At 54.4% G+C, this 12,615-nt stretch carries 12 protein-coding genes, 2 tRNA genes, 1 pseudogene and 1 riboswitch; of the genes and pseudogenes, 9 read left to right on the forward strand and 6 right to left on the reverse strand.

Annotation, left to right across the window (positions count from 1 at the left end; translation table 11 throughout):
* Nucleotides 1-51 precede the first annotated feature (51 nt).
* The 3 genes from BJF95_RS17470 (at nucleotide 52) to bluB (ending at nucleotide 3,532) form a co-directional block, all read left to right on the forward strand.
* Nucleotides 52-1,728: an NAD+ synthase gene (locus BJF95_RS17470; RefSeq protein ID WP_075640709.1), complete on the forward strand. Its 1,677-nt coding sequence runs from the start codon at nucleotides 52-54 to the stop codon at nucleotides 1,726-1,728.
* 9 nt (nucleotides 1,729-1,737) lie between these two features.
* Nucleotides 1,738-2,571, forward strand: coding sequence for a TolB family protein (locus BJF95_RS17475; RefSeq protein ID WP_075641118.1), 834 nt, complete (start codon nucleotides 1,738-1,740; stop codon nucleotides 2,569-2,571).
* 19 nt (nucleotides 2,572-2,590) lie between these two features.
* A riboswitch (cobalamin riboswitch) is annotated at nucleotides 2,591-2,771 on the forward strand.
* Between the two features lie 77 nt (nucleotides 2,772-2,848).
* Nucleotides 2,849-3,532 carry a 5,6-dimethylbenzimidazole synthase gene (bluB, locus tag BJF95_RS17480; RefSeq protein WP_075640710.1) on the forward strand — a complete coding sequence of 228 codons (684 nt, stop codon included), beginning with the start codon at nucleotides 2,849-2,851 and terminating at the stop codon, nucleotides 3,530-3,532.
* A gap of 27 nt (nucleotides 3,533-3,559) precedes the next feature.
* Here bluB and BJF95_RS17485 read toward each other — a convergent pair whose 3' ends face one another.
* Nucleotides 3,560-4,195 carry a LysE family translocator gene (locus BJF95_RS17485; protein WP_075641119.1) on the reverse strand — a complete coding sequence of 212 codons (636 nt, stop codon included), beginning with the start codon at nucleotides 4,193-4,195 and terminating at the stop codon, nucleotides 3,560-3,562.
* Nucleotides 4,196-4,304: 109 nt separating this feature from the next.
* Complete coding sequence (locus BJF95_RS17490) at nucleotides 4,305-4,880, reverse strand: bifunctional transcriptional activator/DNA repair enzyme AdaA (RefSeq protein ID WP_075640711.1); 576 nt, start codon at nucleotides 4,878-4,880, stop codon at nucleotides 4,305-4,307.
* A 114-nt stretch (nucleotides 4,881-4,994) separates the two neighbouring features.
* On the opposite strand from BJF95_RS17490, the gene BJF95_RS17495 reads away from it, so the two are divergent.
* Together BJF95_RS17495 and BJF95_RS17500 are read left to right on the forward strand one after the other, a co-directional pair.
* Nucleotides 4,995-5,927: a DMT family transporter gene (locus BJF95_RS17495; RefSeq protein ID WP_075640712.1), complete on the forward strand. Its 933-nt coding sequence runs from the start codon at nucleotides 4,995-4,997 to the stop codon at nucleotides 5,925-5,927.
* Nucleotides 5,924-6,430, forward strand: a complete 507-nt coding sequence (locus BJF95_RS17500) for a methylated-DNA--[protein]-cysteine S-methyltransferase (RefSeq protein WP_075640713.1) — start codon at nucleotides 5,924-5,926, stop codon at nucleotides 6,428-6,430. The genes BJF95_RS17495 and BJF95_RS17500 overlap by 4 nt, the downstream gene beginning before the upstream one ends.
* A gap of 61 nt (nucleotides 6,431-6,491) precedes the next feature.
* Here BJF95_RS17500 and tyrS read toward each other — a convergent pair whose 3' ends face one another.
* Nucleotides 6,492-7,748, reverse strand: a complete 1,257-nt coding sequence (gene tyrS / locus BJF95_RS17505; RefSeq protein WP_075641120.1) for a tyrosine--tRNA ligase — start codon at nucleotides 7,746-7,748, stop codon at nucleotides 6,492-6,494.
* A 128-nt stretch (nucleotides 7,749-7,876) separates the two neighbouring features.
* Here tyrS and BJF95_RS17510 point away from each other — a divergent pair.
* The 3 genes and pseudogenes from BJF95_RS17510 to BJF95_RS17515 form a co-directional block, all read left to right on the forward strand.
* Nucleotides 7,877-8,977, forward strand: a pseudogene (locus tag BJF95_RS17510) (anhydro-N-acetylmuramic acid kinase); the annotation flags it as partial.
* A gap of 15 nt (nucleotides 8,978-8,992) precedes the next feature.
* The gene (locus BJF95_RS24475; protein WP_245297378.1) at nucleotides 8,993-9,496 is read left to right on the forward strand and encodes a GNAT family N-acetyltransferase; all 504 of its coding nucleotides are present in this window, start codon (nucleotides 8,993-8,995) and stop codon (nucleotides 9,494-9,496) included.
* 81 nt (nucleotides 9,497-9,577) lie between these two features.
* Nucleotides 9,578-9,856: a hypothetical protein gene (locus tag BJF95_RS17515; RefSeq protein WP_075640714.1), complete on the forward strand. Its 279-nt coding sequence runs from the start codon at nucleotides 9,578-9,580 to the stop codon at nucleotides 9,854-9,856.
* Nucleotides 9,857-9,936: 80 nt separating this feature from the next.
* Here BJF95_RS17515 and BJF95_RS17520 read toward each other — a convergent pair.
* Nucleotides 9,937-10,011: transfer RNA gene (locus BJF95_RS17520), tRNA-Asn, on the reverse strand.
* Between the two features lie 258 nt (nucleotides 10,012-10,269).
* Nucleotides 10,270-10,344, reverse strand: a tRNA-Asn gene (locus BJF95_RS17525).
* Nucleotides 10,345-10,628: 284 nt separating this feature from the next.
* Here BJF95_RS17525 and BJF95_RS17530 point away from each other — a divergent pair.
* Entirely contained in the window at nucleotides 10,629-10,940 is a 312-nt protein-coding gene (locus BJF95_RS17530) for a PGPGW domain-containing protein (RefSeq protein WP_083638891.1), read from the forward strand.
* 30 nt (nucleotides 10,941-10,970) lie between these two features.
* Here BJF95_RS17530 and BJF95_RS17535 read toward each other — a convergent pair whose 3' ends face one another.
* Nucleotides 10,971-12,506, reverse strand: a complete 1,536-nt coding sequence (locus BJF95_RS17535; RefSeq protein ID WP_075640716.1) for a sensor histidine kinase — start codon at nucleotides 12,504-12,506, stop codon at nucleotides 10,971-10,973.
* Nucleotides 12,507-12,615 lie beyond the last annotated feature (109 nt).

Here is a 12,615-nt window from a genome sequence, read left to right on the forward strand (position 1 = left end):
TTCGGAATTTCGACCGTTGCGAACGCGCCCGCTCCGCGCTAAACCTCAACCATGAGCGACATATCCAGACCCGAAACGCTTCGCATTGCGGTAGCACAGTTTAACCCGACCGTCGGCGATGTGGCTGGCAACCTTGCGAAAGCGCGGGACGCGCGCGCGCAGGCGGCAGCTCAGGGTGCTGACCTGGTGTTGCTGACAGAGCTGTTTCTGTCGGGCTACCCGCCAGAAGATCTGGTGTTGAAACCAGCTTTTCTCAGAGCGTGTCAAGCGGCGGTTGATCAGCTTGCAGCCGATACCGCAGATGGCGGTCCCGGCATGATGATTGGTTTTCCACGCCAAAGCGAAAAAGGCCGTCATAATTCGGTTGCCGTCATTGATGGCGGCAAAATTTTAGGCTTACGCGACAAAATCGATCTGCCCAACTATGGCGAATTTGATGAAAAGCGGGTTTTCATTGAAGGCGAAATGCCGGGGCCGGTGAATTTTCGCGGTGTGCGCATTGGTGTACCGATCTGCGAAGAGATCTGGAATGATCTTGGCGTGTGCGAAACGCTGGCCGAAAGCGGCGCAGAGATTTTGCTTGTGCCCAATGGCTCGCCCTATTATCGCGGCAAGCTGGATGTGCGCTATCAGGTGGCTGTGCGGCAAGTCATGGAAAGCGGCCTGCCGCTGGTGTTTGCCAATCAGGTTGGCGGACAGGATGAACTGGTGTTCGATGGTGCCAGCTTCTGCCTCAATGCCGATAAATCGTTGGGATTTCAGATGCCGCAATTCGAGGAAGCCTTGACGCTGACAACCTGGCAGCGCGGCAAGGATGGCTGGCGCTGCGAAGCGGGCGTGGTTGCAGACATTCCGCAAGGCGAGGAAGCCGATTACCGAGCCTGCATGCTGGGCTTCCGCGATTACGTGAACAAAAATGGCTTCAAAAGTGTTGTGCTTGGCCTGTCTGGCGGCATTGATTCGGCCATTTGTGCGGCTATGGCGGTGGATGCGCTGGGGCGTGAGCGGGTGCGCACCATCATGCTGCCGTACCATTATACCTCGGAGGAATCCTTCAAGGATGCCGAGGATTGCGCCAAGGCGCTGGGTTGCCACTACGACATTGTGCCGATTTCAGAGCCTGTTGAAGGTTTTCTCTCAAGCCTTGCCGATATGTTTGAGGGTACCGAAAGCGGTATTACCGAAGAAAACCTGCAAAGCCGCACCCGTGGCACCATTCTGATGGCGGTGTCCAACAAATTTGGCTCGATGGTTGTCACAACGGGCAATAAATCTGAAATGTCGGTGGGCTATGCCACGCTGTATGGCGACATGAACGGCGGCTTCAACCCCATCAAAGACCTCTATAAAATGCAGGTCTACGCACTGTCGGCGTGGCGCAACACGCAGGTGCCGGTCGGTGGGCTTGGACCAGAGGGTGAGGTCATTCCTGCCAATATCATTTCCAAAGCGCCTTCAGCAGAGCTTCGGCCAAATCAGACCGACCAGGACAGCTTGCCGCCCTATCCGGTGCTGGACGATATTCTCGAATGCCTGATTGAGAAGGAAATGTCGGTGGACGACATTGTTGCCCGTGGCCATGATGTAGCCACCGTGCATCGCGTTGAACACCTGCTTTACTTGGCCGAATACAAGCGCCGCCAATCGGCACCGGGCGTTAAAATCACCAAGAAGAACTTTGGCCGTGACCGTCGCTATCCGATTACCAATCGTTTTCGGGACAGGTAGAGGCTGATGCTGCGCAGCTCCGTTGAGATCTATAACATCAAGACTCGCCAGAACCGCATTGTCTGGCAGACGGAGCGGCTGGTCGAGGCCCCAAACTGGTCACGCGATGGCGCGTCTCTCATCCTCAACAATGATGGGCTGATGTATCGGCTGCCGCTCTCTGGCGCACCGACGCCCTCCAAAATAGACACCGGCTTTGCCACCCGCTGCAACAATGATCACGGTCTCTCGCCTGATGGTGCGTGGCTGGCGATCTGCGATAAGGTGCAGCACGACAAAACCTGCCTTTACATTCTGCCTGCCGAGGGCGGAACGCCCATTCAGATCACCGATCATCTGCCATCCTATTGGCATGGCTGGTCGCCAGATGGGCAACGGGTGTGCTATTGCGGCATCCGGGATCAGGTGTTTGATATTTACACCATCACCGTCGAAGGCAGTGACGAGCGCCGCCTGACCCATGGTGAGGGCCGCAATGATGGGCCGGATTGGTCGGCAGATGGGCAGTGGATTTATTTCAACTCCAGCCGCACGGGTTTGATGCAGATCTGGCGCATCCATCCGGATGGCACCGGCTTGCAGCAGCTGACCAATGACAATTACGGTAACTGGTTTGCCCATCCATGCCCAAACAATCGTAAAGTCGTGTTTATCTCCTACGATCCAGAGGTGTTTGACCACCCGCGTGATTTGAATGTGCGCATGCGACTGATGGATATGGATGGCGGCAATCTGGAAACCCTGTTTCAGCTGTTTGGCGGGCAGGGCAGCATCAATGTGCCCAGCTGGTCACCATCGGGCGAGGAATTTGCTTACGTGCGCTATTTCCCTGAAAGCGCCTAGCCGCGTCATCATCTTTCCATTACATAGCCTGTCGTCAGGTGCTCATTTTGCAATGAGAGAATCGGGAATGCGGTGAAATTCCGCAACGTGCCCAACGCTGTGAGGTGGATGGTTGCAGCTTTTGCCACTGGTGAAAACCGGGAAGGTGCGGCAGCCAGATGAAGCCCAGTCAGAAGACCGGCCTGACAAGATAGACGTGCCTGCATGGACGGCAGGCGCGTTTTGCTGATCGCGATTCGGTAAGAATCGCGGGAGGCGCATTGTTGGGGACCAAACGATGCAAGACAAGCCAACTGATTCTCTGGTTTCCGCCGGAGCCTTCTCTGACGAAGAGCGCGCCGCCGTCTACCGGGCCATTATGACCCGCCGCGACGTGCGCGATGAATTCTTAGCTGATCCAATCGACGATGACGCACTCTGGCGCATCCTGACTGCCGCTCACCACGCCCCCTCCGTTGGCTTCATGCAGCCGTGGAACTTTGTGCTGGTGCGCGATAGCGCCCGCCGCCATGCCGTCTGGAAAGCCTTCTCGAAGGCCAATGATGAAGCAGCAGCGCTGTTTGAGGGCGAAAAAGCCACGCTCTATCGTAATCTCAAGCTAGAAGGCATTCTCAAAGCTCCCCTCGGCATCTGCGTCACCTGCGATCCAGACCGCGCCGGCCCCGTGGTGCTGGGCCGAACCCACAACCCCCGCATGGACAGCTATTCCACCGTCTGCGCCATCCAAAACCTCTGGCTCGCCGCCCGTGCCGAAGGCATCGGCATGGGTTGGGTCAGCATTTTTCACGATGCCGATTTGCGGGCACTTTTGAATATTCCTGAGCGGATTGAGATTGTTGGCTGGCTGTGCCTTGGCCATGTTGCCGAGCTTTATGATGAGCCGGAATTGCAGGTAAAGGGGTGGCGCAAGCGGTTGCCGCTGGAGGATTTGGTGTTTGAGGAGGGGTGGCAGGAGAATTAGGACCAATCAACAGGAGATGGTTGAATATTAGTCTCTTGCCAGCTTGTAAGCGGAGAACGCAAATACAATTCCCAATGTGCCATCTATCCATCGGCGAAGACGGCTGTAAATGGACACCATTTGGGGCGTGGAGAATGCTATGGCAATCAGCGTATAAAAAACAATAGAGAAGGAAATTGTGCCGGAAAGGACTGCAAAGATTGTCCAGATAGGGGCACCAGGCTCAATCGCGAGAGAAATTATGGCAACCCAGGTGAGAACTGCTTTAGGGTTGGCCAAGTTCAAGCCGCATCCTCGTAAAAACACATGAAATGCTTGGTATTCCTTATTGCCGGTAAGGTTTACATTGAGGTCATAGGTTGAAAATGCAGAGGAAAATGCCTTGTAGGCGAGATACAAGAGATACAAACATCCAAGGATGCGGATAATGTCCAGCATGCCAGCATAGGCTACCAGCAGAGTGGACAGGCCTAGAAACGCAAGAACGCCCCATATCAGTGCACTCATTGCGATACCAAGGCCCAACGCGATGCCAGCTTTTCGCCCCGATTCCATTGCTGTTCCCATCGTTGCCAGCATGGCTGGACCTGGGCTGATCGCTGATACGGCGTAGGTAGTGTAGGCCAGCATGATGCCGGGCCAATAGGAATGGATCGAATTCATCTGTTGCCCTGAAATCAAAAAATATTTGAAATGATATTGGCTCAATTTTCAGACATAAGCCATGCCAATTCTGCGGCAAATTCAATCATTCTGCCAGTCGTTATGAATTTTACAACCGCGATGTTCTCTTGATAGCCGTTGGCGGGCGTTTGTAAACTTCCAGAAAAACGGCGTTGAAGCGTCTGAGGCTGGTGAAGCCGGATTGGAGAGCGATGTCGGTGATCGGTAGGTTCGTTTCTGTGAGAAGGCGTTTTGCGCGTTGCACGCGGGCTGTTTTGGCCACCTGAAGGGGGCTTGCTCCCAGGTGTTTCTGAAACAGCCGTGTAAGATGGCGCGCACCAACGCCAACGCGCTCGGCAAGCCTCTCTACTGTTGCTTCTCGTGCATCCAGAGCGCCTTCCTCTCGTATAAGCCTTGCCGCTCTTTCCACGATTGTCGCGCTGCCTTTCCATGCCGGGCAAAAAGGCGCGGTTTCAGGACGGCATCGCAGGCAGGGCCGATAGCCCGCCAGTTCGGCCGCCGTAGCACTTGGCAGGAATTCGACGTTGCGGCGATAGGGAAGCCGCACTGGGCACACGCAACGGCAATAGATCCCTGTGGTTCGAACGCCAATGAAGAAACGGCCATCGAACTCGGGATTGCGTGCCAGCCACGCTTGCTCACATAGGGAGATATCCAAACTCATGAACGCGATATTATCGCAGTCGCGATGCCCGTAAAAGGACGGAGTCCGATTCCGGCGAGTAAGAGGCGTGAGATCGGATAAGTCTGTCTCATAGTATCACGACAGGACCTTTCCATGCAGAAAACCCAAACCATGCGTCTCTTCGATTGGGCTCTCCTTTTGTTTCTCTCCGTTCTATGGGGCGGTTCTTTCTTCTTTTCAAAACTTGCTCTCTCTGCGCTGCCGCCATTCACCGTGGTTTTTGCGCGTGTGGCAATTTCCGCCTTCGCGCTGTTTGTCTACCTGCGGGCCACGCGGCAGCCCATTCCAACAACTATGAAAATCTGGGCGGCGTTCTTTGGCATGGGGCTGCTGAACAATCTTATTCCGTTCAGTCTTCTTTTCTGGGGGCAGACACAGATTGCCAGCGGTCTTGCTTCTATTCTGAATGCAACAACGCCGATCTTTTCGATTGTTGTGGCGCATTTTCTGACCACAGAAGAACGGATGACGCGCAATAAGGTCGCAGGCATTGTCTTTGGTTTCATGGGCGTGCTGGTGCTGATGTCGAGCAATGCCCTGTCGTCGCATGAGCTGTCATTGCTTGCCCTGTTTGCTTGCCTCGGGGCTGCCCTGTCCTACGGGTTCGCGGGTGTCTTCGGTCGCCGGTTTCGGCGCATGGGTATTACGCCAGCAACAAGCGCTTTTGGCCAGACAACCGCGACAACTCTTATGATGATCCCCATCGTTGCCTTTGTGGATGCGCCCTGGCACTTGGCGATGCCGAGCGGCACAATCATCGCAGCGCTTCTCGGGCTGGGACTGCTGTCCACCGCGCTTGCCTATATCATCTTCTTTCATATTCTTGCGGTGGGCGGCGCGATTAACAGTTCGCTGGTGACTTTGCTCATTCCCGTGAGCGCTATATTTATGGGAAGAATGTTTTTGGGTGAAATATTGCTGATCAACCATTTCGTAGGCATGGTTTTGATTTTTATGGGGCTGCTGTCAATCGACGGGCGTCTGTTTCGCCTGCTTGGTGGAGGAAGCGCGGCGAGGGGCCAATGAAGACTATTCGCTATACTTTTATGAACAGTCCGATCGGCAGCCTTCTGCTGGCGGGTGATGGTCATCGACTATCCCGTATTGGTTTCCCAAGCGGGAAGGGTGCCGTTCAGCCCAAGCCGGAATGGATGTTTGATGATGCCGCTTTCGACGAGGCGAAAGCCCAATTGCAGGCATATTTTGACGGCAAAAGGCAGGAATTTGATCTGCCGCTTGATCTGAATGGAACCAATTTTCAATGTGACGTGTGGCAGGAGCTGATACGAATTCCGTTCGGCGTAACAATTAGTTATGGCGAGTTGGCAAGGCGGATAGGCCGCTTATCGGCGAGTCGTGCAGTTGGGGCTGCGAATGGAGCCAATCCTCTGCCGATTGTCATTCCATGTCATCGGGTGATTGGTGCAAACGGAAGCCTGACCGGATTTGGTGGTGGCCTTGATACGAAAAAATGGCTTTTGGCGTTGGAACGCGCCGTCGCAGGGGACGATGAGCCACGATTGCTTTGATAATAATATCAGAGAGCAATGAAAGCCTTCTGCGCAATCAAGGCGCAGAAGGCTGTTTGTCTTATACCGGGCGAACCAGAATATGCTTCTTCTTGCCCAATGACAGCTTGATCACGCCATCACCAGTTACTTCACCAGCCCCAATGCTCATACGCTCGTCAGTAACGCCTTGATCATTGATCTTCACGGCTCCGCCCTGCACATGGCGGCGGGCTTCGCCGTTGGAGGCAGCAAGGCCGGCCTTGACGATCAGGGCGAGGAGGCCGATGCCGGATTCGAGTTCGCTAGTAGTGACCTCGATGGAGGGAAGGTTGTCGGACAGTGCACCTTCTTCAAAGGTTTTGCGGGCGGTTTCTGCGGCTTCTTCGGCAGCTTGGCGGCCGTGCAGGATGGCGGTGACTTCCGTTGCAAGCACCTTCTTGGCTTCGTTCAGCTCTGCACCGCCAAGGGCGGCCAAGCGGGCCACTTCATCCATCGGCAGTTTGGTGAAAAGCTTCAGGAAGCGGGCAACGTCGGCATCTTCCGTGTTGCGCCAGTACTGCCAGAAATCATAGATCGGCAGCAGGTCAGCGTTCAGCCACACAGCACCAGAGGCGCTCTTGCCCATCTTTGCGCCAGACGACGTGGTCAGCAGCGGTGCGGTCAGTGCGTAGAGCTGTGGTGTGTCCATGCGGTGGCCAAGGTCGATACCGTTGATGATATTGCCCCATTGGTCAGAGCCGCCCATTTGCAAGCGGCAGCCGTAGCGCTTGTTCAGCTCCACGAAGTCATAGGCCTGAAGAATCATGTAGTTGAATTCGAGGAAGGACAGGGACTGTTCACGATCAAGGCGCGTCTTGACGCTATCAAACGACAACATGCGATTGACCGAGAAATGGCGGCCGACATCGCGCAGGAATTCGAGGTAGTTCAACCCGCGCAGCCATTCGGCGTTGTTGATCATCAAGGCACCGCCCTTGGGGCCTTTATCATAATCAAGGTAATGGGCAAAGCAGCGCTTGATGGAGGCGATGTTGTCCTCAATCATGTCGATGGTCATCAGTTTGCGGGCTTCTTCCTTGAAGGATGGATCGCCCACCATGCCCGTGCCGCCGCCCATCAGCGAAATTGGCTGGTGGCCGGTTTCCTGAAACCAGTTCAACATCATGATCTGCATCAGGTGGCCAACATGCAGGCTGGATGCCGTGGGATCATACCCGATATAGGCGGTCACGCTTTCCTTCGACAGCAGGTCATCCAGGCCGGTTTCGTCAGACATCTGGTGGATGAAGCCGCGCTCGGACAGGATATGCAGGAAATCGGACTTGAACTTTGACATGATCGTCACGCCTTCTGGTATCAGACTTGTGGAATTTGAGGCGGCTTTAGCATTGTTCTTTTGAAATTGCACCCATTTCGGCCATGAATTACGTGGTTTATGCGCCTGTCAGAGAAGGAATCTGGACGTTGAGCAAAATCTATCGCGCCATTGGGCTTATGAGCGGCACCTCCATGGATGGTATCGATGTGGCCATGCTCACCACGGATGGCTTGGGCAATGTTGAACGTGGACCATTTTTATCCGTTCCCTATGACGACACTTTTCGCGCCCAGCTTCGCCAGGGGCTTGAGGATGCCAAGAGCATCACCGAGCGGCGACAGCGGCCCGCAAGTTTGCTCTCACTGGAGCACGCGCTGACATTGCGCCACGCCGAGGCCGTAAAGGCATTTCTAACCGCCAATGCGATTCGTCCACGCGATATTGATGTGGTGGGGTTTCACGGGCAAACGGTACTCCACCGGCCAGATCAGGCATTGACCATTCAAATCGGCGATGGAGCCTTGCTTGCGCGTGAAACCGGCATATACGTGGTCTATGATATGCGCGCCAATGATATGGTGCATGGCGGGCAGGGTGCACCACTGGTGCCGGTCTACCACGCAGCAATTGCTTCATCGATTGGTACGTCCGCCTTGCCGGTATGCTTTGTCAATATTGGCGGTATTTCCAACCTGACCTTCATTGGCGCGGATGGGGACATTGCGGCCTTTGATAGCGGGCCGGGCAATACGCTGATTGACCAGTGGGTGGAGGCGCAGACCGGCAAAGCCTATGATGCCGGTGGCGAGATCGCTTTGAGCGGCAAGGTCGTCCCGGCGCTTGCGGATCGCTATCTCAAACATCCATTTTTTACCTCAAACACGCGGCGCTCGCTGGACCGAAACGATTTTGCACCACCCAATGTTGGCGATGCCAGTTTGGAAAACGGCGCGAGAACCCTGGCATATGTGGCGGCGGCCTCGATTTTTGCCTCTGCCCGACATCTTCCCCAAAGGCCAAAGACCTATGTGATTTGCGGTGGTGGCCGCTTGAATGCGGCCATAATGGCCGATTTGGCGGCGATGGCAGCGTGCGAGAGCGCCGTGGTGATCAATGCCGATGATTTGGCACTGGACGGTGACGCGATGGAAGCGGAAGCCTGGGCTTACCTCGCCGTGCGATCTCTCAAATGTCTGCCGCTGACATTTCCGGGCACCACGGGGGTAAAGGCAGCGGTGTCGGGTGGCGTGCATCAGATCCCGGTGGTTTGCGAAACGCAGCGTTTGATTTTGACCCCTTGGCGGGCAGGCGATGAAGCCTTGCTGGTCGATCTGCATTCAACGGCCGAGACCAGCCAGTTTGTCAGCACAGGCGAGCCATGGAGTGCACAATACGCAGCCCAGCGCATATCTGGATGGCTGGATGCCTATGAGGAAAGCGGCTTTGGCAAGTTGAAGCTGCTTGCCAAGGATGATGGGCGTTTCATAGGTCGGGCCGGATTTTCATGGTTGGAGGAAACATCCAGTTTTGAGCTTGGCTATTCTATTCGGCGGGAAGAATGGGGCAGGGGCTTTGCCACAGAAATCGGCAAGGGCTTGAGCCAATGGTTTTTTGAGCGCATGCCGAATGAGCAGTTTATCGCCTTTGCCCATGTGGACAATGCGGCATCCCTCGCAGTGCTGCGCAAACTTGGTTTGCGCGAAACGGATGTGCGCCAACACAAAGGCCGCCCATTTCAATATTTTCAAAGTCTGTCTGGAACATGAACGGCATCGTCAGCGTTAATTCATCAAGAGATCGCTAATTCTAGGCCATCGACTTTACGGAAGACACGTTAGGAGACAAAAATGAGAAAAATTATCGTTGCTGGCCTGATCGCCATCGGTTGCATCACCGCGACAGCTGCCCCCACCATGGCACAAAGTGCGATGGTGGTCATCTCTGACCGTGGCCACCATTCAGATCGTTATGAGCGCCGCCATGACCGCTTTGAGCGCTATCAAGACAGACGTTTCTATGGCCGTGAGCGTGTGCGCCATTTTCGTGGCGAGCGTTGCCGCACGAGCACTGTGAAGTTCCGCCATCACGGTCGTTGGGTCGTGGAAAAGCGCACAGTTTGCCGCTAAGTTCTGGAGTATATCCTGAAAATGAAAAAGCCAGATCGGTAACGATCTGGCTTTTTTACATCAGCTGTAACGCTGGAATATGGCTCCTCGGGCCGGATTCGAACCGGCGACCTGTCGATTAACAGTCGAATGCTCTACCGCTGAGCTACCAAGGAATAACCGCTTGAAGACGTATGATGCGCTTCGTTTGGTGTGAGTGGGCTTCTAGTGGGCCTTAATCGATTTGCCAAGTCTTTTATCGCAATTTTGCACAAGGTTTTCAAAAAAAACATTTTCCCACTGCGTTCCGCCGAGACAGTTGGGCTTCGATGCGCATGAAGCGCCACGATGGCTAATTCTTGATCAAAATTATGAAAATAAAAAAGCCACGCTGCATTAGCGTGGCTTTTAACATCAACCATTCGGTTGGAATATGGCTCCTCGGGCCGGATTCGAACCGGCGACCTGTCGATTAACAGTCGAATGCTCTACCGCTGAGCTACCAAGGAATAAGCCGCCTGAAATGGTGTGAACCACTTCGTTTGGTGTGAGTGGGCTTCTAATCAGCCTTGATCGATTTGCCAAGCCCTTTTTTTGAAAACCAAGTCGTTTTTTTGAAAAAATGACAACTTCCGTCGTTTTCTGCCTTTTGCTATCGGCAGGTGTGGATAACCGAAGCACCTGTCACCATATAAAGCATGGGTAAGTTGGCTGTGGTACTCGAAGTTTTCCTCTTAAATCATTGCAGGTTTAGGGAAAAACTCAAAAGATTTGCAAAGAGGCAGGAGAGAGCGTGAGCGCACGAAAAGCCCGTAAATATCGGATTGATAACGTGAGCGGACGATTGCATCTCGGAGCAATCTCCATGCCCTTTCCTCAGTCTAAGGCCGGTAGGGTGGCTGTGGGCGCTGGCTTGGTTGCCGGTGGCTGTCTGGGTTTTCTGCCTGTTTTGGGTTTTTGGATGGTGCCGCTGGGTCTGGTGGTGCTCTCGCATGATTTTGCCACTGCCCGGCGCATCCGTCGAAGATCCGGCGTCAAGCTTGCCCGGCTGGGGCTGAGATATCGGCAGTGGCGGCAAAAGGGCAGAGCAGACAACGCGCGATAAGCGGTGTCCCCGGAATTGCTGGCAAGCCTGTCAGGCAAAATATTTTTTGCGGGGTTCAATGGCCTGTGCGCTTGATACGGCTGGCAGGCTTTGCATGACGCGCTTGGCGGGCAGAATTGCAATGACTTCTGTGCCTTCACGCAATTTCGACTTCAGCTTGAACTCGCCACCATGCTTGGTCAAAATGGCTTGCACGATTGGCAGGCCAAGCCCCGTGCCTTGTTCGGCGCTTTTGATCGCAACCGACCCTTGCCCAAAGGCCGAAAGCACCACGGGGATCTCTTCTTCGGCAATGCCGGGGCCGTTGTCCTTGATCGACAGGTATTGGCCTCCGCCGACGGTCCAGCCAACTTTTACGACAACTTCTCCGCCTTCCGGGGTGAATTTCACCGCATTGGACAAAAGGTTCAGCACCACCTGACGCATGGCTTTTTCATCGGCCCAGATGGACGGCATATTGGCTTCATACTGGGAGCGGATCTTGATGCCCTTGGATTTCGCCCGCATTTGCACCATGCCCACACAGTCTTCTGCAACGTCCACGAGCGAGATTGCTTCTTCGGAGAGGTCGTATTTGCCCGCCTCAATGCGCGAGAGATCAAGAATTTCATTGATGAGAGCCAGCAGATGTTGGCCAGAGCGATGGATATCGCCGGAGTATTCCTTGTAGAGAGGGTTGTTAAGAGGCCCCAGCACTTCGTGCGCCATGACTTCAGAGAAGCCAAGGATGGCGTTGAGCGGCGTGCGCAATTCATGTGACATGGAGGCCAGAAACCGGGATTTGGCCATATTCGCCTCTTCCGCCCGCCGTCTTGCCTCATCCGAGAGGGACTTTGCCACCTCAAGCTCGGCAATCAGGTCGTCCTTTTCATTTTGAAACGACAAGAGTTTGAGATTGGAAGCATACAGCCGACCGGTGATATAGGTGAAAAAGCCAACGCAGATAATGAATGTGCCTGCAAGTGCTATGTCGTCCATGGCGCGGCTGGTGGCGGCCTGCACACAGAGCGACATAACAATGGGTGCCGCCGCATAGAGCACGGCCTGCCGCAGCAGAATATTGCACATCGCGGTGACGCTCAACACAATCAGAAGAACGGCACCTTTGAGCAAAAGGTCGGCGGTTGGCCCGCAGACTTCGCAGCTTTGATAGGCAAAAATTGCCCAGCAACAGCCCATCATCACGTGACCGGCCAGCAGCAGGTGTCGCCAATGCTCTTGATGTTTTGATATTGGAATGCGCTTGGCGGCTTTGCGAATAAGAAGAATGTTGCCCGCATGCGCACACAGGGTCAAAAGCGCCCAGACGATATAGCCCGGATTATGCGAAAAATAAGCGGAAGCCGCGGCAAAAATCACCGTAACAAAGGGCGTTATCGCCGCACCTTGCAAGCTGGCTTGCGCATGCATCGACAACAGCTCTTTTTCAAAAGCCGGTGTGCCGCCATGGGTGGATTGCAGCCGTTCTCTTGTCGCGCGCAAGGCTTTGGCCGTCGCGTCGTTGCGGCGGTTGCGCTTGAGGTCGACAATGTGTTTGTCAGACGAGTTTGAGACGGTGTTACCCATGATATGGTTGCATTTTTTCCAAAGTGACCCTTACATTAGCGAGGAAACCTTAAGAGTTACTTTCTGGAAAGGTTTTGTTTGCCAATTTTAGACACGGGCTGTTATCCAA

It is taken from the genome of Rhizobium oryziradicis, assembly GCF_001939045.1.
GTDB classification, from domain to species: domain Bacteria; phylum Pseudomonadota; class Alphaproteobacteria; order Rhizobiales; family Rhizobiaceae; genus Allorhizobium; species Allorhizobium oryziradicis.

Bases quoted from the DNA above. Each gene is read 5' to 3' on its own strand.
- BJF95_RS17470 (WP_075640709.1), top strand. From the start codon at position 52: ATGAGCGACATATCCAGACCCGAAACGCTTCGCATTGCGGTAGCACAG.
- bluB (WP_075640710.1), top strand. From the start codon at position 2,849: ATGCAAGACAAGCCAACTGATTCTCTGGTTTCCGCCGGAGCCTTCTCT.
- BJF95_RS17485 (WP_075641119.1), bottom strand. From the start codon at position 4,195: ATGAATTCGATCCATTCCTATTGGCCCGGCATCATGCTGGCCTACACT.
- BJF95_RS17490 (WP_075640711.1), bottom strand. From the start codon at position 4,880: ATGAGTTTGGATATCTCCCTATGTGAGCAAGCGTGGCTGGCACGCAAT.
- BJF95_RS17495 (WP_075640712.1), top strand. From the start codon at position 4,995: ATGCAGAAAACCCAAACCATGCGTCTCTTCGATTGGGCTCTCCTTTTG.
- BJF95_RS17500 (WP_075640713.1), top strand. From the start codon at position 5,924: ATGAAGACTATTCGCTATACTTTTATGAACAGTCCGATCGGCAGCCTT.
- tyrS (WP_075641120.1), bottom strand. From the start codon at position 7,748: ATGTCAAAGTTCAAGTCCGATTTCCTGCATATCCTGTCCGAGCGCGGC.
- BJF95_RS17515 (WP_075640714.1), top strand. From the start codon at position 9,578: ATGAGAAAAATTATCGTTGCTGGCCTGATCGCCATCGGTTGCATCACC.
- BJF95_RS17535 (WP_075640716.1), bottom strand. From the start codon at position 12,506: ATGGGTAACACCGTCTCAAACTCGTCTGACAAACACATTGTCGACCTC.